Source organism: Kitasatospora sp. NPDC001309 (assembly GCF_042896295.1).
Classification (GTDB): Bacteria; Actinomycetota; Actinomycetes; order Streptomycetales; family Streptomycetaceae; genus Kitasatospora.
Window position 1 is genome coordinate 145,768 of record NZ_JBIAXC010000008.1, and the last position, 21,518, is coordinate 167,285.

Consider the following 21,518-nt stretch of genomic DNA (forward strand, 5'->3'; position numbering starts at 1 on the left):
CGTGCTGGTCAGCGCACGCTCCTTCGCCGAGTACCGGGCGATGTTCGCGCTCACCGACCGCGACCTCGACCCCGGCCGGCGCATCCTGGACTGCCCGGCCGGGGCGGCGAGCTTCGTCGCCGAGGCCGGGCGGCGCGGGATCGACGCGGTCGCCGTCGACCGCGAGTACGCCGTCCACCGGGAGGAGTTGGGCCTGCTGGTCGAGCGGGAGACCGGCTTCAAACGGGAGCTGCTGGCGCGCGAGACGGCGGGCTTCACCCCGTCCTGGTACACCGACACGGACGACCTGATCCGGCAGTGGACCGCCAACTCCCGGCTGTTCCGGGCCGACATCACCGCCCGCCCGGAGCGCTACGTCGCCGGGGCGCTGCCCGAACTCCCCTTCCCGGACGCCTCCTTCGACCTGGTGCTCAGCTCGCACCTGGTCTTCTCCTACGGCAACCGGCTGGGCGAGGAGTTCCACCGGGCCGCACTGCTGGACCTCGCCCGGGTGGCCCGGCGCGAGGTCCGGCTGTTCCCGCTGACGGTGTACGACACCGGCGAGCGGTACCGGGGGCTGGAACGGCTGCGGGAGGAACTGGCCGGAGCCGGGATCGGCAGCCGGGTGGAGCGGGTGTCGTACGAGTTCCAGCCGGGGGACGGCGAGATGCTGGTGCTCTCCTGCGCCGGGTACCGCGCGCCCACCGGGGCGCGGCCCCGGGCCGTCGCCGACGACCCGGTGCGGTGGCGGCACCGGGAGGGGGCACGGCCGCAGGCGTAGGACACCCGAGGACCACTCGGGCAGGGCTCGGGCACGGCGCGGACATGACTCGGACACGGCTCGGACATGGCTCGGACGCGAGGAGGAGGACGGCATGCGGCAGGACGACGGTGACAGGCCCGGTGCGGAGCAGACGGAGGGAGGGGCGCCGGAGGCGGGTGGCGCCGCCGGTGACGGGGCGGAGGACGGCTTCCGGCGCTCCGCCGCCCACCTCATCGACGAGGCCCTCGGCTTCCTCTTCCCGGCCGCCCTCCGCGCCGCCGCCGACATCGGGGTCGCCGACCACCTCGCGGACGGCCCCCGCGCCCCCGCCGAACTCGCCGCCGCGACCGGCACCGACGCCGACGGCCTCCACCGCGTCCTGCGGCTGCTCGCCACCCGGGGCGTGGTGCGGGAGGACGACCGGGGCCGCTTCGCCCTGACCGAGACCGGGCAGGCCCTGCGCGGCGACGTCCCGTACTCCGCGCGGACGGCCGTCCTGATGCTGACCGACCGCACCATGTGGCGCCCGGCCGGTGAACTGACGCGCTGTCTCACCGACGGCACCTCGGCCTTCGAGGCGCTGTTCGGCATGCCCTTCTTCGACCACTTCGCCCAGGACGAGCGGACGGCCGCCGTCTTCCACGTGGGCATGGCGGCGATGTCCGACCCGGAGAACGCGCTGATCGCGGCCGCCTACGACTTCCCGAAGGCCGGCACCGTGGTGGACGTGGCCGGCGGCCACGGCGGCCTGCTGCTGGAGGTGCTGCGCCGCAACCCGGGCCTGGACGGGGTGCTCTTCGACCGCGCCCACGTCCTCGCCGGGCACCGGCTCGGCCCGGCCGCGGAGGTCGCGGGCCGCTGGACGACGGTTGAGGGCGACTTCTTCGAGGCCGTGCCGCCCGGCGACGTCCACGTGCTCAAGCGGATCACCCACGACTGGGACGACGACCGCTGTGTGACCCTCCTCGGGCACTGCCGCCGCGCCCTGCGCCCGGACGGCCGGGTCCTGGTCGTGGACGCCGTCGTCCCCCCGGGGAACGCCCCGCACCAGTCGAAGGCCCTGGACCTGATGATGATGGCGTCCCTCGCGGGCCGCGAGCGCACCGAGGAGGACTTCGCGGAGCTCTTCCGGCGGGCCGGCCTGCGGCTCTCCCGGGTCCTGCCCACGCCGACGGTCCTGTCGGTGGTCGAGGCGGTCGCGGCCTGACCGGTTCGCTCGGAGCGGAACGGTCGCGGGAACGGGGCCGCAACGGGCCGCGTTCGTGGACGGTATGAACACCCATCAGCACCACGACCACGAGCAGCACCAGCACGAGCACCAGCACGAGCAGCACGCCGGTCACGGTGACCACCACGCCGGTCACGGTGACCACCACGGCGGCCACGGCGGCCACCACGCCGGGCACGGCGCCCCGCAGGGGCTGGCGGCCTCCGACCAGGGCTACACCCTGATACCGGAGACCGTCGGCCCCGAGGGCGAGTTCACCTTCCGGATCACCGGTCCGGACGGCGCGCCCGTCACCGCGTACGAGCCCCAGCACGAGGCCCTGCTGCACCTGATCGTGGTCCGCCGCGACCTCTCCGGCTACCGGCACGTCCACCCCACGCTGGACGCGGACGGCACCTGGCGGGTGGCCAACCCCTTCGACGGGCCCGCCGCCTACCACGCCTACGCCGACTTCAAGGCCGTCGGCGCCGCCCCGCTCACCCTCGGCGTGGACCTCACCCTCCCCGGCGGGAGCGCCGCGCACCCGCTGCCGGAGGCCTCGGCCACCGCCACGGTCGACGGCTACACCGTCACCCTGGCCGGGCAGTTGACGGCCGGCGCGGCCGCGCCGCTCACCTTCACCGTGACCCGCGACGGCGCCCCCGTCGCCGACCTCCAGCCCTACCTGGCCGCCTACGGCCACCTGGTCGCCCTGCGCGCCGCCGACCTCGCCTACCTGCACGTCCACCCGAACGGCGAGCCCGGCGACGGGGTCACCGCACCCGGCCCGGAGATCACCTTCCACGCGGTCGCGCCGACGGCCGGCCCGTACCGGCTCTACCTCGACTTCAAGCACGGGGACGCCGTCCGCACCGCCGAGTTCACGGCCGTGGCCGGGGCCTGACGACGCCCCGGCGGGCCGCGCCCGTCCGCACCCCGGGACGGTGCGGCCGGGCCGCCCGCCGCTCTGCCAGCATGGCGCGATGGACAACACGCGCCGACTGGTCAGTTCGGGTTCGCCCCTGGAACCGCGCATCGGGTTCTCCCGGGCGGTCCGCAAGGGACCGTTCGTCGCGGTGGCGGGCACCGCGCCGATCGGCGCGGACGGCAGGACGGTCGGGCCCGGTGACGTGCACGCCCAGACGGTCCGGTGCCTGGACATCGTCGAGGCCGCGCTGGCGCAGGCGGGTGCCTCGCTGGCCGACGTGGTGCGGACCAGGATCATGCTCACCGACGTGACGGCCTGGGAGGAGGCCGCCCGGGCGCACGGGGAACACTTCGGGGCGGTCCGCCCGGTCACCACCGTCGTCGAGGTCTCCCGCTTCATCGACCCGGACTGGCTGGTCGAGGTGGAGGTCGACGCCGTCCTCGGCTGACCGGGCCCGGCCGCCGATCCCGGATATCCGCGCGACGCCCTCCGGGCCGCTCCACTACGGTGCGGTCATGCTGAACTTCGTACTGGTCGCCGGTGCCCGGCTCGGCGCCTGGGCCTGGACCGACGTGACTCCGGCGCTGCGCGCGGCCGGGCACGCCGTCCACCCGCTGACGCTGTCCGGACTGGCCGAGAAGCGGTACGTCCCGGCCGGGCAGCGGACCCACGTCGAGGACGTCGTGGCCGAGGTCGAACGCCACGACCTGCGCCGGGTCGTGCTGGTCGGCCACAGCTACGCGGGCGTCCCGGTCGGCCAGGCCGCCCAGCGGATCGGCGACCGGCTGGCCCGGCTGGTCCTCGTCGACGCGGCCGTCCCCGTCGACGGCCGCTCCTTCGCCGACGGCTGGCCGGACGGCGGCACCTCGCTCCGGGCCGCCCTCGCCGCCAACGGCGGCTCCTGGCCCTGCGCCCGGCCCGAGCACTTCGCCGGCCACGGCCTCACCGCGGAGCAGACCGCCCGCATCGTCGCCGGCGCGACCCCGCACCCGGGCGCCACCCTCACCGAGCCCGCCACCCTGACCGGCCCCCTCACCACCCTGCCCACGACGTACGTCAAGTGCCTCCTCGCGGGCGAGGAACCCGACGAGGACGTGGCCGACCTGCTCACCGCCGAGCCCTGGCAGCTGGCCGAACTGGCCACCGGCCACTGGCCGATGTTCTCCCGCCCGGCCGACCTCGCCCACCTGCTCCTCACCGCCGCGGCACCCGCGACGCAGTGACGGCCCCGGCGGGGCCCGGCGATTGTCGGACCCGGCTGGTATCCCTGGCTCCATGACAGTGGACCAGCCCGCGCCGAGCGGCCGGGACCTCGACGCCCTGCGGTCCGCCCTGGCCGGGGCCCGCGCCGAACCGCCGCTGGGCAGAGCCGGGTTGGCAGCCTGGGAGGCCCGGCACGGCATCGTGCTGCCCGAGCCGTACCGCACGTTCGTCGCCGACATCGCCAACGGACTCACCGCCGGGGCCACCGAGCACGCCGGGGCCGACCGGCCGTCGACGGAGTACGGCCTGCTGCCGCTGGGCCGGCTCCCGGACGGCTGGCGCACCTGGAACTCGGTCAACTGGCTCTGCCCGGTGCCGTTCGACGGTTCGGCCCCGCGCGATCCGGCGGCGCCGTTCCCGCTCACCGAGGAATGGCAGTGGGAGTACGACTACGACCCGGACGAGGACCTCGCCCGGATGACCGTGCTCCACCGGCACGGTTCCGTCGTCCTCGGTACCGAGAGCCCCGGCTCCTTCTGGGTCCTGGTGACCGCCGGCCCGAGGCGCGGCACCGTCTGGCTCCTCGCCGACGGCGGCGCCTTCCCCCGCCCCGACCCGGACGAGGCCCCCGCCGGCCCGCCCGGCTTCGCCGGGTGGCTCGCCGAGTGGAGCGCCTGCCGAGGCCGCTGGGAGGCCCGTTGACCCGCCGCCGATCCCCTGGACCTCCGCCTTCCACGAGGTGGCCGCGAAGCTGCTCCGGCCGTTCCGGCCGTTCCCCGCACCGGGGACTCGTACGCCTCCGCACGGGTGTGCTCCCGCACGGGGGCGCTGCCCGACGGCACCGGTAGGGCCGGTAGGGGCCGAGGTGCGTCGGCGGCGGCCGGTACACGGCTGATACACGACTGCGCGCCGGTGGAAGCCCCGCTCCGACCGGGCGGAAGCGCTGGTCGCGGAGGCTGTGGGCACACCCGGTGGCCGTCGGCGGCACCGGGCCCGTGTCCCTCTGCTCCGGGAGGCAGCCGTCGTGTCCGTCGTTACGAAAGTCCTCACCAACCGTGAAGGCCGAGACCGTCGTCCCGGCTCCGGCCGGGGCCGGGTGCCCCGCCGCGGGGTGCTGTGGGCGCTGGCCGGGGTGCTGGTCGCCGGTGCCGGCGGGGGTGCGCTGGCCGCCCTGCCGGACGGCGGCCCGGGCGCGGGCCCCGGTACGGGCGGGGACGCCCGGGCGGACGGGGCGCTGGTGCTCCCGGCGCCCGAGGCCGTCGCCGACCTCGACCTCCCGTGGCCGACGGACGGGCAGGCGGCCGTCGCCGTGGCGAAGGCCGGCGTCCTCGGGGTCAAGGGACCGCAGCAGCAGCCGGTGCCGATCGCGAGCGTCACCAAGGTGATGACGGCGTACGTCGTCCTGCGGGACCACCCGCTCAAGGACGGCGAGGACGGGCCGACGATCACGGTCGACGCGCAGGCCGCGGCCGAGTCGGTCTCGGCGAGCGAGTCCACGGCTCCCGTCACCGAGGGGCAGCGGCTCACCCAGCGCAAGCTGCTGGAGGTGATGCTGCTCCCGTCCGCCAACAACGTGGCCCGGCTGCTGGCCCGTTGGGACGCGGGCAGCCAGGAGGCGTTCGTGAAACGGATGAACGCGGAGGCGGCCCGGCTGGGGATGACCGGCACGACCTACACCGGGGCCAGCGGCTTCGAGGCCACGACCGTGTCCACCGCCGCCGACCAGCTCAAGCTGGCCCGCGAGGCGATGAAGGAGCCGGCGCTGCGGGCCACCGTGGCGCTGCGCAGCACCACGCTCCCGGGGCGGGCCGAACCGCTGCGGAACACCAACACGCTGCTCGACCGTCCCGGGGTGGTCGGCTTGAAGACCGGGTCGAGCACACCGGCGGGCGGCAACCTGATGTGGGCCCTGGAGGTCCCGGACGGCAAGGGCGGCCCGGGTCGCCGGCTCGTCTACGGCGTGGTGCTCGGGCAGCGCGCGGGCACCACGCCCACCGAGGGCCTGCGGGCGGCGCTGGAGAACAGCGGTCGGCTCGTCGACGCCCTGCGGCAGAAGCTGCCGGGTGCCCTGGCGGCGCTCGACGGCGGTCAGCGGGAGTGGGCGTGAGCGCGGGCAGCGGGGCGGCTCCGGTGGTGGTGGCGGCCTCCGGGCCCGGCCACCGCGGTCCGGCCCGTCGTCCGGGCCGTCGTCCGGCGCGGCAGGGGCGGCCGCGCGGGCGGCTGATCGTGGTGGCGGCCCTGTTCTGCGCCGCCCTGATGGCCCTGAACGCCCAACTGCCCAACGGCGTCGGCCATCTCGGCAGCCTCTGGCAGACGGTGCTGCCCTGGTCGGGCGTGGCCGTCGCGCTGCTGCTGCTCCTGGCGGCGGTCCGGCGGTCCGTCCTGGCGGCGGCCGCCGTCCTCGTCCCCGCCCTCGTCTGGACCGTGCTCTTCGCTCCCGCCCTCGTCGACAAGCGCGCCGGCGGCGGGGACTTCACCGTGGTCAGCCACAACGTCAACGAGGAGAACCCCGACCCGCGCCGGACGGCCCGCGCGCTGGCCGCCTCGGGCGCCGACGTGCTGGCGGTGGAGGAGCTGGCGAGCCGGGCGCAGGAGACCTACCGGCACGAACTGGCCGCCGCCTACCCCTACTCCGAGGTGCGGGGCGGCGTCGGGCTGTGGAGCAGGTACCCGCTGGAGGCGGTGGAGCCGGTGGAGATCATGCCCTGGACCAGGGCCCTGCGCGCCACCGTCCGGACCCCGAAGGGCCCGGTGGCCGTCTACGCGGCGCACCTCGCCTCGGTCCGGGTGCACCCGGCCGCCGGCTTCACCACGGCCCGCCGCAACGAGGCGGCCGCCAAGCTGGCCGAGGCCGTACGGGCCGAACGGCTCCCGCGGGTCGTCGTCCTGGGCGACTTCAACGGCTCGGTCGACGACTCCGCGCTGGACGCGCTCACCGGGCCGCTGCGGTCGGCGCAGCAGGAGGCGGGTGACGGCTTCGGCTTCACCTGGCCGGCGTCGTTCCCGGTGGTCCGGATCGACCAGATCCTGGTGAAGGGCATCACCCCGAGCTCGGCGTGGACCCTGCCCGACACCGGCAGCGACCACCGGCCGGTCGCCGCGACCCTGCGGCTGTGACCGGCCGCCGCCCGACCCCCGGCAAGCCGTCCGGCCGCCGCCCCGGTGGCGCCCCGGGCATCCTCGGTGCCCCGCCCCGTGCGGCTACGATCGGTCACCAGTGAGCTCGAACGAGCGCGAATCCCCAGGCCACGACACGGGAGAACTCTTGTCCGGAACCCGCGTACCCGACCCGGTCAGCGTGCTGGTCGTCGAAGACGACGCGGTCATCCGCCGCTCGGTCCAGCTGGCCCTGGAGCGCTACGGGTACCGGGTCGAGGTGACCGGGGACGGGCTCGACGGCCTGGAGGCCTTCCGGGCCGGGGCGCACGACGTGCTGATCCTGGACGTGATGCTGCCCGGCCTCGACGGCATCGGCCTGTGCCGGCGGATCCGCGAGGAGGGCCTCACCCCGATCCTGATGATGTCCGCGCGCGGCGACGCCCTCGACGTCGTGGCCGGACTGGAGGCCGGCGCCGACGACTACGTGGTCAAGCCCGTGGACATCCCCGTCCTGGTCGCCCGCATCCGCTCTCTGCTGCGCCGCGCCACCTTCCACCGGGAGCCGGCCGGGGAGCGCGCCCAGGAGCCCGCGCCGGAGCGCCCGCAGGACACCCGGCCCGGGCCGGACCTCCTCGTCCTCGGCGACCTGACCATCGACCTGCGCGGCCTGGACGTCCGGCTGGACGGTCGGGCCGTTCCCCTCACGCCCACCGAACTGCGCCTGCTGCTGGCCTTCGCCGAGAACCCCGGTACGGTCCTGGACCGCCGCCGCCTGCTGCGCGACGTCTGGGACTACGGCTGGGAGGGCGACACCCGGGTCGTCGACCTCTGCGTGGTGCGGCTGCGCAAGAAGATCGGCGCCGACCGCATCGAGACCGTCCGGGGCTTCGGCTACAAGCTCGTCCGGAGCTGACCGGATGACCGGGCGAACCCGCGACCCGCGCCGCCGTGAGCCGCGAACCCCCGACCCGCGCCGCCGCCGAGACCTGTGGCGCCTCAACCCGCGCTCCCTGCGCTGGAAGATCGCCGCCCTGGTCGCACTCGCCTGCTGCACGGTCGCCGCGACGATCGGCCTGCTCGTCCACCGGGCGACCGCGGAGCGCGGCGACCGGACCGGACGCGACCGCGCGATCGCCCAACTGAGCGCCGCCGAGAAGGAGTTCACCCGCACCGGCCGCCGCCCCGACCCCGCCGACCTCCAGCCCCCGGCCGACCTGCCCGGGCCGCTGGCGCACGCCGTCGCGAACCTGCGGACACCGGGGGAGTACGCGCTCTGGTACGACGTCAAAGCGCCCAACTGGTACTGGATGTGGGCGGCCGTACCCGTCGGCGACAACCAGGTCCTCACCGTCCGCGCCGACATGAGCGCCGAGGTGCGCAACCTCCAGCTGCTGGACCGGAACATGGTCAAGGCCGCCCTCGTCGCCCTGGCCGTGATCGTGCCCGTCACCGCGCTCGCGGCCGAGCAGATGAACCGGCGGCTGCGCCACGGCTCCCGGACGGCCCGCCGGATCGCCGACGGCGAGCTCGACGCCCGGATCGGCCGCCGGGGCCGCGCCCGTGACGAGATCACCGAGATGTCGGCGGCCGTGGACGAGATGGCCGGGACCCTGCAAGGGCGGCTGGCCGCGGAGAAGCGCTTCACCGCCGACGTCGCCCACGAACTGCGCACCCCGCTGATGGGCCTGGTCACGGCGGCCGGACTGCTGCCCGAGGACGACGAGGCGGCGGACCTGGTCCGGACCCAGGTCCGCACCCTGCGCGGCCTGGTCGAGGACCTGCTGGAGGTCTCCCGGCTCGACGCCGGGGCCGAGCGGGCCAGGCTCGACGAGGTCCCCCTCGGCGACCTCGTCGCCCACGCGATCGGGCAGGCGGGCGGCGACACCCGGTTCCGGCCGGCGGCCCCCGCCGTCGTCCGGACCGACCCGCGCCGGGTGGAGCGCATCGTCACCAACCTGGTGGCCAACGCCCACCGGCACGGCGCCGCCCCGGTCGAGGTCGCCGTCACGGGCAGCCGCGTCACGGTGCGCGACCACGGCCCCGGCTTCCCGGCCGACCTCCTCGCCCACGGGCCGCAGCGCTTCCGCACCGGCGCCGCCGAACGCGGCCAGGGCCACGGCCTCGGCCTCACCATCGCCGTCGGCCAGGCCGCCGTCCTCGGCGCCCGCCTGACCTTCACCAACGCCCCGGACGGCGGAGCCCTCGCCACCCTCGACCTCGCCACCCTCGACCTCGGCCACCCGGAGGGTCCGGACGCCCCGGAGGAGCGGGAACGCCCGGACGGCGTCTGAGGAGGTCAGGCCGGCTGCCAGGCCGCGTCGCCGAGGTGCGACAGCTCGTACGAGAAGATCGCCGCCTGGGTGCGGTGGTCGAGTTGCAGCTTCGTGAGCAGCCGGGACATGTACGTCCGCACCGAGGAGCCGGTGATCCGGAGGCGGTCGGAGATCTCGGCGTCGGTCAGTCCTCGGCCGAGCAGGCGCAGCACGTCCTTCTCCCGGGCGGTCAGTGCGCCGAGGAGCGGGATCCGGGACCAGTAGAGCGGCGGCTGGCGGTCACCGGCGCCGCCGGCCACGTCCCGCAGGGTCGACGGGGAGACGGCCGCGCCGCCGGAGGCGACGAGCCGGATCGCGTTGCGCAGCTGGCCGGGAGGCGTCGACTTGAGCAGCCAGCCGCGGATGCCGGCGGTCAGCACCCCACGGGCCGGTCGGCCGTCGGAGGCGGGCGTCAGCACGATGACCGGCGGTGGCTTGAGCGAGCCCTGCACCAGCCGGGCGGTGTGGTCGAGGGCCGAACCGGGCGACTCCACCCCGATCAGGACGACGTCGGGTCGGAAGTGGTGCACGCACGCGATGAGGTCGACGTCCGGCTTCCCCTCGAACACGACCACGAGGTCGCCGCGCTCGCCGAGCGCCTGGCGCAGGCCCGTTCGGAAGTCCGCCCGGTCGTCGACCAGGGCGACGCGGATCGGGCGCCGGCCGGGGGTCTCCCGGGCGACCGGGGGCCTGCGCCCGGCGAGTGCGGGCGGGGTGCCAGCCGGGCGGCGGGTCGTGCTGCGGTCGGTGGTCATGGGGCGACTGTCACTCCTTCGGACAGGGCGCGGCGCGGGCGGTCAGCCGCGTGCGTCGGGCCGGGAGGGGGCGGGGAGGTACTCCGGGATCCCCCGGCGCAGGTGGCGGTGGTCGGTGAAGAGGCGCCGGATCTCACGGTCCCCGTCGCGCAGGGCCCGGGCGGCGCGCTCGTTCCGGTACCAGGCCTTCCGGGTCCGTTCCCAGCGGACGCCGTCGTGGAGGACGCGGTCGCCGGGCGCGAAGGCGGCGGGTACGGCGGGGTAGGGGACCGGCGGCAGGTCGTCCGGATCGTGGCGTCGGTACGCGAGGACCGGGACACGGTGGCTGCCGCTGAGGCGGTGGGTCCGGGGGAACTGCCAGAAGGCGTCCGGCAGTTCGACGGCGTCGCCGCGGGTGGGGCCGGTGACGGTGCGGACGGTCTGCCGGACGTGGCTGCTGCCGATCCGGAAGACCTCCGTCACGACGGCCTCGCTGCCGGAGGCGGTGTGGACCGTCACGTCACCCTGGGACAGCCTGCGCGCGGGGAGGTTCATCACGCCGGACGGGCCCACCGGGAGGTCCGGGTGGCGTGCGGCGGGTGTCAGCCGCCAGCCGGACAGGTAGCCGGCGAGCGCCCGGGCCGCCGCCGCCGGGGTGGCGGGCAGCGGGACGACGTCCCGGAGGACGGTCCCGGTGGTTCCGGTGGTCCCGAGGTGGTGATCGGCGCGGGGCCGGGTCGGGCCGTCCGGGCCTTCACCGGGCGGCCGCGGACCCCGCCCGCTCCCGGGCCCTCCTCACAGCCCGGACCAGGGGCGGTGCGGGCTCCGTAACGCGACCGAAGCGATCACTGTTGCCGGTGGCAACACCCGGTTCCTACGGTGACTTCCGGCCGGAGTACGGTATCCGGCTGCTGGTTGCCGGCGGATGCGACCGGCGGTGCCACGGCACTCGTACGGGTGAGGGGGGCAACGATGGCGGGGACGGACAGGAGCCGGGTGCGGACGGTCTGCTCGTACTGCGGGGTCGGCTGCGGGATCGTGCTGGACCTGGAGCAGGACGCGGGCGGCCGCCGGACCGTCGCGAAGGTGTCCGGCGACAAGGCGCACCCCGCCAACGGCGGCCGACTGTGCACCAAGGGAGCGACGCACGCCGACCTGCTCGCCGCGCCCGGGCGACTGGAGACGGCCCTGATGCGCACCGCCCGCGGCCGGCCGCGGGAGCCCGTCGACGTGGAAGCGGCGGTGGCGGCGGTGGCCGACGGGCTGCGGGCGGTCCTGGACGAGCACGGCCCCGACGCGCTGTCCTTCTACGTCTCCGGGCAGATGAGCCTGGAGGCCCAGTACCTGGCGAACAAGCTGGCCAAGGGGTTCGTCCGGACCACCGGGATCGAGTCCAACTCCCGCCTGTGCATGGCCAGTGCGGGCAGCGGCTACAAGCTCTCGCTCGGCGCGGACGCCCCGCCCGGCTCGTACGCCGACTTCGACAGCGCGAACGCGTTCCTCGTCATCGGCGCCAACATGGCGGACTGCCACCCGATCCTCTTCCTGCGGATGGCGGACCGGATCAGGTCCGCCGGTGCGAAGCTCATCGTCGTCGACCCGCGCCGCAACGCCACCGCCGACCGGGCCGACCTGTTCCTGCAGATCAGGCCCGGCACCGACCTCGCCCTGCTGAACGGCCTGTTGCACCTGCTGGTCGAGAACGGGCACACCGACGAGGAGTTCATCGCCGAGCACACCGACGGCTGGGACGGCATGCCGGGTTTCCTGGCCGACTACCCGCCGGCCACCGTCGCCGGGATCACCGGCATCCCGGAGGAGGACATCCGCACCGCCGCCCGGTGGATCGGCGAGGCCGGCGACTGGATGAGCTGCTGGACCATGGGCCTCAACCAGTCCACCCACGGCACCTGGAACACCAACGCCCTGGTCAACCTGCACCTGGCCACCGGCGCGATCTGCCGGCCGGGAGCCGGCCCGCTCTCCCTGACCGGACAGCCCAATGCCATGGGCGGCCGCGAGATGGGGTACATGGGACCCGGCCTGCCCGGCCAGCGCTCCGTCCTCGTCGACGCCGACCGCGCCTTCGTCGAGGACCTCTGGGGCATCGCGGCGGGCACGCTGCGCGCCGAGACCGGGCGCGGCACGGTGGAGATGTTCGAGCGGATGGCCGCTGGGGAGATCAAGGCCTGCTGGATCATCTGCACCAACCCGGTCGCCTCGGTGGCCAACCGCAGGACCGTCATCGCCGGCCTGGAGGCCGCCGAACTCGTCATCACCCAGGACGTCTTCGCCGAGACCGAGACCAACGCGTACGCGGACGTGATCCTGCCCGGCACGCTGTGGGCGGAGTCCGACGGCGTGATGATCAACTCCGAACGCGGCCTGACCCTCGTGCCCGGCGTCGTCACCCCGCCCGGCCAGGCCACCGCGGACTGGCAGCTGATCGCCCGCGTCGCCTGCGCGATGGGCTTCGCCGACGCCTTCACCTACGCGAACTCCGAAGAGGTCTTCGAGGAGATCAAACAGGCCTGGAACCCGCACACCGGATGGGACGTGCGGGGCGTCACCTACGAGCGGCTGCGCCGGACGCCGGTGCAGTGGCCCGCCGCACCGGGCGGGCCCGACCGCAACCCGATCCGCTACCTCAACGACGGGATCAGCCAGGCCCTCCTGGAGCGGGAGGACGGCACCCGGCCGAGACTGAACTTCCCGACCGCGAACGGCCGCGCGCAGTTCTTCCCCCGACCGCACCTGCCGGCCGCCGAACTCCCCGACGACGACTACCCGTTCGTCCTCAACACCGGCCGGTTGCCACACCAGTGGCACACCCTCACCAAGACCGGCAAGGTCGCCAGGCTGAACAGGCTCGATCCGGGCCCGTTCGTCGAGATCCACCCCGAGGACGCCGCCGCGCTGGACGCCCGGGACGGGGACCGCATCGAGATCGCCTCCCGCCGCGGCCGGGCGGTGCTGCCCGCCGTCATCACCGACCGCGTCCGGCCGGGCAGCTGCTTCGCCCCGTTCCACTGGAACGACCTCTTCGGCGAGTACCTCGCCGTCAACGCCGTCACCAACGACGCCGTCGACCCGGTGTCCTTCCAGCCGGAGTTGAAGGCCTGCGCGGTGTCGATGCGGGTGGTTGCCGCTCCTGTTGCCGTTCCTGCTCCTGCTGCTGCTCCTGTTGCCGCTCCGGCCCCGGCTCCGGCTCCGGCTCCGGCGGTGGCCGGCAGCCCGGCCGCTGCCGTGCCGGCCCTCGCCGCGCTGCTCGGAATCGGCGACCTCACCCCGCCCGCCCTCACCGAACCGGAGCGCCGCTACCTGTCCGGCTACCTGTCCGGAATCGAACTCGCCCCGCCCGGCGGGGTTCCGGTGCTTCCCGGGGACGCCCCCCTCGGCCCGGCGACGGCACAGTGGGTCAACGGTCTGACGGCCGGGATGTTCTCGCGGACCGCTGCCCCGGTCGCGCCCGTCCCCGGGCCTGCCGCGCCGGTGCCCGAGACGTCGGTGCCCGAGGCGTCCGTGCCCGTCCCCGGCACGACCGCCGATCCGGCCCGGAGCCTCCTCGTCCTGTGGGCCTCGCAGACCGGCACCGCCGAGGAGTACGCCGCCACCGCCACCGCCGCCCTGGCCGAGGCCGGCCGCACCCCGGCCCTGCACGCCATGGCCGACGCCACCCCACGGCAACTCACCTCCGACACGGACCTGCTGATCATCACCAGCACGTTCGGCGACGGCGAGGCCCCGGACAACGGTGCCCGCTTCTGGCAGGACCTCGTCGCTCCGGGCGCTCCGCGCCTGGAGGGCGTGCGCTACTCCGTGCTGGCGTTCGGCGACTCCAGCTACGCCGACTTCTGCGGCCACGGCCGCCGACTGGACGAGCGCCTCGCCGAACTCGGGGCCACCCGCCTGCACCCGCGTACCGACTGCGAACCCGACGACGACGGGCCCGCCTCGCACTGGCTCGACGAGGTCACCGCCGCTCTCGCCAGGGCGGGCGCCGTGGTGGGGCCCGGTGGGGGAGTCCCGGCCGAGGTGGTGCCGACCGCCGCGCCCCCCTCCTCCGGCCCGGCCGGACCCGTCACGTACTCGAAGTCCGCCCCCTTCGCGACCCTCCTGATCGGCAATCGGGTGCTGAGCCGGTCCGGATCGCGCAAGGAGGTACGGCAGTTCGCCTTCGACACCCGCGGCGGTGAACTCGCCTACGAGGCCGGTGACGCCCTCGGTGTCTGGCCCTCGAACGGGGCCGCGCTCGTCTCCGAGTGGCTGGCCCTCACCGGTCTCGATCCCGAGGAGACCGTCCAGCTGCGCGGCGACGGAGGGATCCCCCTGGGCGAGGCCCTGCGGACCCGGCTCGACATCACCCGCCTCACCCCGGACCTGCTCGGGTTCGTCGCCGAGCGGACGGGGGACCGCCGGCTCAGACGGCTGCTGCGGCCCGGCAACACGGGCGAACTGGCCAAGTGGAGCTGGAGCCGGCAGGCCGCCGACGTCATCGGCGAGTTCCCCGTCCGGGCCTCCGCCGCGGAGTGGGCGGGCGTGCTCAAGCGGCTCCAGCCCCGGCTGTACTCGATATCCTCCAGCCCGCTGGTGCACCCGGGCGAAGTCCACCTCACGGTGTCCGTCGTCCGCTACACCAACGACCTCGGCCGCGATCGCGCGGGTGTCTGCTCCACCTACCTCGCGGACTGCGCCGACGACGGTCCGGTCCAGGTCTTCGTCCAGCCTTCCCGCCACTTCCGGCCGCCGACGGCCCCCACCACTCCGATGATCATGGTGGGCCCGGGGACCGGCGTCGCGCCGTTCATCGGGTTCCTGGAGGACCGGCGCGCCCGCGGCCACACCGGACCGAACTGGCTGTTCTTCGGCGAGCAGCGCGAAGCCACCGACTTCTACTACCGGGAGGAGTTGGAGGCGTACCGGGCATCCGGTCACCTGGACCGCCTCGACGTCGCGTTCTCGCGCGACCAGCGCAACAAGGTCTACGTCCAGGACCGCATGCGCGAGCACGGCGCGCGCCTGTGGCGGTGGCTCCAGGACGGCGCCCACTTCTACGTCTGCGGCGACGCCGGCCGCATGGCCAAGGACGTCGACCGAGCCCTGCGGGAGATCGTCGCGGCCCACGGCGGCACGGACGAGGAGACGGCCGCCGCGTACGTCCGTCAACTCGCGACCGACAAGCGCTATGTCCGTGACGTCTACTGATCCCGCCGCGCCGGCCGTGCGGACCCGAACGCGGCGAACCCGACTGGATCGGAGCGGACCGGACCGGACCGAATCGGAACGGACCGGACCTGATCAGACCGAGAGCGAGATCTCGGTCGACTTGATCAGAGCGACGACGGGGGAGCCGGCGGCGAGGGCGAGGGCCTCCACGGCGTCCTTGGTGATGGCGGCGGTCAGCTCGCCGCCCTCGACGTCGACCTTGACCGAGCCCATGGCCCCGCCGGTGGCGACATCGGTGACGGTGCCCGCGATCTGGTTGCGGATCGAGATGCCCTCGACCCGGGTGGTCGCGAGGGAGATCTCGGTGGACTTCACGAGCGCCTTGACGGCCGTGCCCTCGGCGATGCCGAGGTCCTTCACGGCGTCGGTGGTGATCGCCGCGGTGATGTCCTGACCGCCGACCAGGCGGACCTTCACCGCGGACATGGCCTCGCCGGCCGTGACGGAGGTGACGGTGCCGGGGATCTGGTTGCGGATGCTCAGGCTCATGGACGTACGCCTCACTCGGGTCGGTCGTGGAAACCGCGGCTTTCGGGCCGCCACCGGCCACGCTAGCCGCGCCGATCACGCCCCGGAGGAAGCCCCTCGCATCCGCGAGGGCAAGGGGCGCGGAGGCGTCGCATTTCCCGTTCGGTCGAACGTCAGGAGAATTCGGGCTCTCGGGCCTCCCCTTTCAGAGCTTTCGGGGCTGCGGCCACGCCGCCGCCCCTGATAGGCGGCGGCGTGGCCGCGGGGCAGGGGCCTGACGGCGCCTCCCGGAGCCGCCGTCAGGCCCCGCCCAGCACCTCCACCAGCGCGGTCAGGAACTCCTCCGGCCGTTCCAACTGCACGCTGTGCCCGGCCCCTTCGACGGCGACCTCGCGCACCCGCCCGCCCGCGGCGGCGTAGCGGTCCAGGACGGCGCGGGTCTGCGCCACCATCGGCTGCGCCGGGCAGGTGTCGGCGCCGGGCCAGCCCGGGACGGCGCCGATCGCCCCCAGGTGGGCCAGGTCGAAGAGCGAGGTGTCGGAGACGATCACGTCGGCCGTGCCGCGGATCCACAGGACCGGCGGCTTCGGTTCGACCGACTCCAGGTCGTCGATCCGGAAGTGGGTCGGCGCCATCGAGTTGAGCACCCCGCGGTCGCCGGGCCGGAAGCCCGGCCAGGCCCCGCTCGGGCGGCTGTCGCCCGGGTAGTGGTCCTCGCCGGTCCGGGTGGTCAGCATCGCCGCCAGGTAGCGGTCCGGGTCCGGCAGCGGCTCGCTGACGTAGGCGGTGTTCAGCACGGAGAGCGGCGCGAACGGCGACCCGGAGCCCGTTTCGCCCTCGCCCAGCAGCCGGACGAACTCGGGTGCCGCGCCGCCGGCGCCCGATCCGGCCCCGTCGGGGGAGTTGAGCCGCCCGTCCACCCCGTGGGTACCGCCGAACCCGTAGGGGGAGACCGGATTGACCAGGGTGAGCGTACGGACCAGCTCCGGGCGGTCGCGCAGCAGTTGCAGCGCCACGCCGCCGCCCATGCTCCAGCCGACCAGGTGGACCGGGCCGAGGGCCAGCGCCCGGAGGTAGGACAGCAGGTCCTCGCTGTGGTCGCGCAGGCCCCGGGTGGCGTCCACCGGCAGCGGCTCGGTGCGGCCGAAGCCGCGCAGGTCGGGTGCCAGCGGGCGGTAGCGGTCGGGGAGCGCGGTCATGGTCGGGTGCCAGAAGGCGCCGGAGGAGACGTTCCCGTGCACCAGGACCACGGGTTCCCCGGTGCGGCCCTCGACCTCGGCGTGGTGCACGGTGAGCCGGTCGGTGGTGACCAGTCGTTCGGTGACCAGTCGCTCGGTGGTCGGTTGCTCGGTGGTCGGTTGCTCGGTCGTCGGTCGCTCGGTGGTCATCCGGATCGTCCTCAGTTCAGCCAGCCGGCGACCTGCGCGCCCGCGGCGCCGTCCCAGCCGAGTTGCAGGTGGTTGGCGAGGGGGATCAGCGCGGTGCCGCCGACGGTGCCGAAGCCGGTGGTGTCCAGCGCGCTGGACACGAACACCACGCCGTCGCTGGGCCCCCGGTTCTCGTTGAAGATCCCGACGATGCTCGGCGTCCCGCCGGCCAGGAGGTACGCCGTCACCGAGGAGGGCACTCCGGCCCGGTGCAGCGGGGCGATCAGCGAGCCGGCGTCGATCGCGGCCTGGATGCCGCCGCCGTCGGTGTAGAAGCCCTGCCCGCCGTAGTAGGTGGTGTACCAGTCCTGCTGGGTCTGGTCGACGCCGAACACCGAGTCCCAGCGTGCCAGCATCTGCCGCTGCCCCGGGTAGTCGTCGTAGCCGCCCGCCGCCGTGAAGGAGAACTCCGGGTGCGCGGTGTAGGTGCCGTAGCAGGTCATGCGCAGGTGCGGGGACGGGGCGTTGACCGCGCCGCCGCACTGCGGCCAGATCGAGAAGTCGTGCGCCCACCCGTGCGCGAACGGGTAGTCGTAGCCGCCGTTCGGGCCGCCGAGGGTGATCAGCTTGCGCACGTCGCCCGCGTACGGGCGGCCCCAGGAGGGCTTCACCGAGGAGACGTAGGCCCGCGCGGACATCTCGCCCTTGCTCCAGCCCACCACGTCGACCTGCGGGACGCCGAGCTTGGCGCGGATCAGCGCGACGGCGTCGCCGACCTCCTGGGCCTGCATCAGGTTGTCGCCCTGCTTGTGGGCGAACCCGATCGCGAACACCCGGTAGCCCCGCCCGGCGAGGTTCTGCATCAGCCCGGTGTTCGGGCAGGAGGCCGAGCCGCAGCCGTACCCGCCGGACTCGCCGGGGTTGGCCCAGGCCCGGTCCGGGTTGTCGTTGGCGCCGTGCACCAGCAGTACCGGGACCGGGTGCGCGCCGGTGTTCCAGCCGGGGGCCGAGTAGAGCAGGAAGCGGCCGGAGAAGGGCTGCTTGACGCCGCCGAAGAAGGTCAGCCGCTGCCCGTCCTGGTCGCCGCGGCCGTCCGGCGGGTACTGCTCCTGCCGGAAGCCGGCGGTGGTGTCGAGGTAGCGCTCCACGCGGTCCCAGCCGTTGGCGACGGTGCCGTAGGTCGCCTCCAGGCTCAGGTTGGCGGGCACCGCCGCCGCTGCCCGCCCCGCCGGGACGACCACGCCCACCAGCGCCAGGACGGTCGCGAGCAGCCAACCCGCGCCTCTGCGCCTGCCGCTGCCTCTCCTGCTTCTCCCCGAGCCGTGTTCCATGCCGCGTCCACTCCTCCGCATCGCGCCGCCGGTTCGCGACACCCTACGAACGCCGGAGTGCCCTCCCTATGGCGGCGACCCCTATCCCGGCTTCTCCGCTGTGGTCGCCGACCACATGGTCAGGACGCGAACCGGGGCGACCCGTCACGACGACACCCGGAGCCTCGCGCCGACCGGGTCCTCTGGTGTTCCGCCGCCCCGCCGGTGGGTTGCCGAGGGCCGACCGAACACTCCCGCAGATCAGGCGAGGAGCCAGTGGGCCAGGGCTGCGTCGTCCGATGTCTTGTAGCGCGGGTGGCGGCGGGCGTCCGGGTCTGCCGCCTCGAAGGAGCGGATCCTGTCGATGACGGTGTTCGGCCCGTCCCCCCGGGACAGCGCGGCGATGTGCGGCCAGGTGAGGAGGGCGTAGGAGTCGACGGCCTCGGTGATGCCGTCGGTGGCGAGGAGCAGGTCGGTCAGGCCGTCGGTCGGCCAGGTGGCGGTGATGGCGTTCTGGCCAGCCTCGGGGTCGGCTTCGGCGATCCAGTACCCGCCGGGGCGGTTGACCTGGGTGTTCTGGAAGTCCCGCAGTTCGCGCAGGATTTCGCGGTGGCGCTCGTCGAAACCGTGGCCGTCGCGGAGCCGGGACCGGTAGAGGGACGCCTGGGGCTGGGCGTCGACGAGGTGCGCGAGACGGTCGTCCCGGAGCTGCAGGAGGGTGCCGTCGCGGTGGATGGCGGTGATCGGACTGTCGCCGAGGACGGCGACGTCGACCTGGTGGTCCGCGAGGCGGGCGACGGCGACGGTCGCGGCCGGGGAGCGCCCGGGAATCAGGTGGTGGTCGCGGGCGAGGCCGCCGATGGCGGCGGTGAGGACGTCTCGAAGGTCGGCGCGGGGTGTTCGGGTCAGCAGGTCGGCGATCCGCTCGCCGAGGGCGCCGGCGTACCAGCCGCCGCGTGGCTGCTCGTCGGTGACGGTGCTGACGCCGTCCAGGACGACCAGGGCGTGGTCGAGCACCACGATCCGGTCCTCGGTGGGGCGGTTGTCCTGTCCGGCGCGCTCGCCCGTGCGGACGACGGGCACGGTGGAGGTGGTCGACATCGGGGGTGTCCTTCGCGGGTGTGGAAGCGGTGGTCGGAGCTCAGGCGGTGTGCAGGGCCGTGGTGATGATGGCCCGGGCGTCGTCTCCGTACACGGCGGACTCGTGAAGCCGGTCGAAGGCCCGGTGGAAGATCTGGACACGGTCGCCGGTGATCGTCTCGCCCCCTCGGTAGCCCTCGACTTCGACTCGGGTGCCGTCGAAGATCCCGAATCCGTCGCCGGGGTAGACAGCGAGCCGCGCGCGGGTGGGGATGATGCCGAGGGCGAGGCCGGGCAACGCCAGGGCCTCCAGGAGGTGTTCGAGCTGGGCCCGCATGACCTCTGGGCCGCCGATGCCGGTGCGCAGCGCCTGCTCACCGAGCAGGACGTGGAAGGTGCGTCCGCCGACGCCGAAGTACTGGGCGCGGGCGACGCGCTCGGCGGCACCGGCCTCGATGTCCCGCGGGATGCCGTGCAGGTCGACGACGAGGCGCAGGACCTCCTCGGCGTAGGCGCGGGTCTGCAGGTTTCCCCAGACGAGGGCGGGGCTGTAGCCGTGGTAGTGCGTGGTCTGCTCGACGAGTCGGCGGAACTCGGCCTGGGTCGGGCCGGTCCCCTGCTGGAGAAGAGCCGGCCAGTCGATGGCGGCCGGGGCGGTGGCGGTGAGGTCCGGGGTGGGGAGGGTGGCGTCGGACATGCGGTTCCTCCTGGGAACGGGCTGCGGTGCGGGGCCTGCTGGACTGGTTTTCCCCGCCCGGCGCACGCACGCGCCGGGCGGGGACGGCGAACGCGGGGTCAGCGAGCGGGCTGCGACGGCTCGGCGCCGTCGGAGCCGCCGGCGAGGGGGATGGTCGCGACGGGCTCCCAGGACAGCTCCCAGGCCGACTCGCCACCCGGACGTGGGAACTGCTGGAATGTCACGTCGAGCAGCTGGAGCGCGCTGAAGCGAACGGAGGCGTGGCTGGGCGAGATCTTCCGCAGGGCCGTCTGCAGCGCGTCGGAGGACACCTCGGCCCAGGCGTAGCCGAGCGAGATGTGGTGCCGGCCGCCGTTGTGGAGCAGCGCGCCGGGCCCGCGGACCTCGCGAATCGCATCGCGGACCCGCTCGCGCAGGTCGACCAGGCTCTCATCGGGACCGAGGTCCAGGAAGGCCCCGGCTCGGTTGGCGATCGGGGAGCCGGCCGTGACCTCCAGCGGGCCGGTGAAGGCCAGGTGCGTGTGGAGGGCTGCTACCAGGTCGTCGCGTTCCTCCGGGGCGATCTTGTCGGCGGTGGTGTCGGCGACCATCTCGATGGTGCAGTGCAGCGTGCCGTCGCCGAGCGGCGTGATCGGGTAGGGGCTCATCGCCTCCCGGCACTCGTCGACCAGCCGGGCCAGGGCGAGGTCGGACTGCAGGTCCGGAACGGCGTAGACGTGCAGGACGCGGGCGCCGTCGGGCCACGGCGCGCCCTGGAACTTCGGAACGAACTTCTCCACGATCGCTTCTCCGTCACGTTGGTGCGGCAGCCGTTACGCGTGGGGCGGCGCGGCCTCGCCGCTGCTGGGTCAGGACTGGCCGAGACGCAAACGGCGGGCGCGCTCGAAGGCGTAGCAGGGGGCTGGAGCGGGGTGCTGGCGTTCCCACACCGGCCACACGCTGGAGACAGTGGCGTTGGTGCGGATTCCGGGCCGGATCCGGCGGCCGAGGTCGGAGGCGAGGCGGTCCGAGCGGGCGGCGAGTTCGGGGGTGTCGGTGTCCTGGACACCGTAGCCGCACGACATGTGCCACCAGAAGTGCGTCTCGGCGGGCGGGAGTTCCGGGCCGGCGGCGGTGAGCTCGGCCCGGATCAGGGCGGCCACCTC

Annotated in this window: 20 protein-coding genes; 11 read left to right on the forward strand and 9 right to left on the reverse strand. The window is 74.5% G+C overall.

Features of this window, described 5'->3' with window-relative positions:
- Nucleotide 1 precedes the first annotated feature (1 nt).
- From ACFY2K_RS11295 to ACFY2K_RS11340, 10 genes are all read left to right on the forward strand, one after another.
- Complete coding sequence (locus ACFY2K_RS11295) at nucleotides 2-760, forward strand: methyltransferase domain-containing protein (protein ID WP_375886168.1); 759 nt, start codon at nucleotides 2-4, stop codon at nucleotides 758-760.
- A gap of 94 nt (nucleotides 761-854) precedes the next feature.
- Nucleotides 855-1,949: a methyltransferase gene (locus ACFY2K_RS11300; RefSeq protein WP_380639040.1), complete on the forward strand. Its 1,095-nt coding sequence runs from the start codon at nucleotides 855-857 to the stop codon at nucleotides 1,947-1,949.
- A gap of 64 nt (nucleotides 1,950-2,013) precedes the next feature.
- On the forward strand, nucleotides 2,014-2,853 hold the full coding sequence (locus ACFY2K_RS11305) for a hypothetical protein (protein ID WP_387710893.1): 840 nt from the start codon (nucleotides 2,014-2,016) through the stop codon (nucleotides 2,851-2,853).
- 79 nt (nucleotides 2,854-2,932) lie between these two features.
- Complete coding sequence (locus ACFY2K_RS11310) at nucleotides 2,933-3,325, forward strand: RidA family protein (RefSeq protein WP_387710895.1); 393 nt, start codon at nucleotides 2,933-2,935, stop codon at nucleotides 3,323-3,325.
- Between the two features lie 67 nt (nucleotides 3,326-3,392).
- Complete coding sequence (locus ACFY2K_RS11315) at nucleotides 3,393-4,100, forward strand: alpha/beta fold hydrolase (protein ID WP_387710897.1); 708 nt, start codon at nucleotides 3,393-3,395, stop codon at nucleotides 4,098-4,100.
- A gap of 52 nt (nucleotides 4,101-4,152) precedes the next feature.
- On the forward strand, nucleotides 4,153-4,782 hold the full coding sequence (locus tag ACFY2K_RS11320) for an SMI1/KNR4 family protein (RefSeq protein WP_380639049.1): 630 nt from the start codon (nucleotides 4,153-4,155) through the stop codon (nucleotides 4,780-4,782).
- Between the two features lie 322 nt (nucleotides 4,783-5,104).
- Nucleotides 5,105-6,187, forward strand: coding sequence for a D-alanyl-D-alanine carboxypeptidase family protein (locus tag ACFY2K_RS11325; protein WP_387710899.1), 1,083 nt, complete (start codon nucleotides 5,105-5,107; stop codon nucleotides 6,185-6,187).
- A gap of 113 nt (nucleotides 6,188-6,300) precedes the next feature.
- Nucleotides 6,301-7,197 (forward strand): endonuclease/exonuclease/phosphatase family protein, encoded by an 897-nt coding sequence (locus ACFY2K_RS11330; RefSeq protein WP_387710978.1) that lies wholly within the window; start codon nucleotides 6,301-6,303, stop codon nucleotides 7,195-7,197.
- Nucleotides 7,198-7,345: 148 nt separating this feature from the next.
- Entirely contained in the window at nucleotides 7,346-8,092 is a 747-nt protein-coding gene (cseB, locus tag ACFY2K_RS11335; protein ID WP_380524729.1) for a two-component system response regulator CseB, read from the forward strand.
- Nucleotides 8,093-8,096: 4 nt separating this feature from the next.
- Entirely contained in the window at nucleotides 8,097-9,470 is a 1,374-nt protein-coding gene (locus ACFY2K_RS11340; protein WP_387710901.1) for a sensor histidine kinase, read from the forward strand.
- Between the two features lie 5 nt (nucleotides 9,471-9,475).
- Here the strand turns inward: ACFY2K_RS11340 and ACFY2K_RS11345 are convergent, their stop codons facing one another.
- Together ACFY2K_RS11345 and ACFY2K_RS11350 are read right to left on the reverse strand one after the other, a co-directional pair.
- Nucleotides 9,476-10,246 (reverse strand): LuxR C-terminal-related transcriptional regulator, encoded by a 771-nt coding sequence (locus ACFY2K_RS11345; RefSeq protein ID WP_380587182.1) that lies wholly within the window; start codon nucleotides 10,244-10,246, stop codon nucleotides 9,476-9,478.
- A 42-nt stretch (nucleotides 10,247-10,288) separates the two neighbouring features.
- Nucleotides 10,289-10,744: a hypothetical protein gene (locus tag ACFY2K_RS11350; protein ID WP_380587185.1), complete on the reverse strand. Its 456-nt coding sequence runs from the start codon at nucleotides 10,742-10,744 to the stop codon at nucleotides 10,289-10,291.
- A gap of 453 nt (nucleotides 10,745-11,197) precedes the next feature.
- On the opposite strand from ACFY2K_RS11350, the gene ACFY2K_RS11355 reads away from it, so the two are divergent.
- A complete protein-coding gene (locus tag ACFY2K_RS11355) occupies nucleotides 11,198-15,430 on the forward strand; it encodes a molybdopterin-dependent oxidoreductase (protein ID WP_387710904.1) in 4,233 nt (1,410 codons plus the stop codon).
- Between the two features lie 93 nt (nucleotides 15,431-15,523).
- Here the strand turns inward: ACFY2K_RS11355 and ACFY2K_RS11360 are convergent, their stop codons facing one another.
- From ACFY2K_RS11360 to ACFY2K_RS11390, 7 genes are all read right to left on the reverse strand, one after another.
- Nucleotides 15,524-15,940, reverse strand: a complete 417-nt coding sequence (locus ACFY2K_RS11360; protein ID WP_387710906.1) for a molybdopterin-binding protein — start codon at nucleotides 15,938-15,940, stop codon at nucleotides 15,524-15,526.
- A 278-nt stretch (nucleotides 15,941-16,218) separates the two neighbouring features.
- Nucleotides 16,219-17,307, reverse strand: a complete 1,089-nt coding sequence (locus ACFY2K_RS11365; RefSeq protein WP_387710908.1) for an alpha/beta fold hydrolase — start codon at nucleotides 17,305-17,307, stop codon at nucleotides 16,219-16,221.
- Between the two features lie 11 nt (nucleotides 17,308-17,318).
- Complete coding sequence (locus ACFY2K_RS11370; protein WP_387710910.1) at nucleotides 17,319-18,617, reverse strand: esterase/lipase family protein; 1,299 nt, start codon at nucleotides 18,615-18,617, stop codon at nucleotides 17,319-17,321.
- A 240-nt stretch (nucleotides 18,618-18,857) separates the two neighbouring features.
- Entirely contained in the window at nucleotides 18,858-19,697 is an 840-nt protein-coding gene (locus tag ACFY2K_RS11375) for a PP2C family serine/threonine-protein phosphatase (RefSeq protein WP_387710912.1), read from the reverse strand.
- A gap of 40 nt (nucleotides 19,698-19,737) precedes the next feature.
- Entirely contained in the window at nucleotides 19,738-20,373 is a 636-nt protein-coding gene (locus ACFY2K_RS11380; protein ID WP_380587203.1) for a DUF5753 domain-containing protein, read from the reverse strand.
- 98 nt (nucleotides 20,374-20,471) lie between these two features.
- Nucleotides 20,472-21,152: a hypothetical protein gene (locus tag ACFY2K_RS11385; RefSeq protein ID WP_380587206.1), complete on the reverse strand. Its 681-nt coding sequence runs from the start codon at nucleotides 21,150-21,152 to the stop codon at nucleotides 20,472-20,474.
- Nucleotides 21,153-21,221: 69 nt separating this feature from the next.
- On the reverse strand, nucleotides 21,222-21,515 hold the full coding sequence (locus ACFY2K_RS11390; protein ID WP_380587209.1) for a hypothetical protein: 294 nt from the start codon (nucleotides 21,513-21,515) through the stop codon (nucleotides 21,222-21,224).
- Between the last annotated feature and the right edge of the window lie 3 nt (nucleotides 21,516-21,518).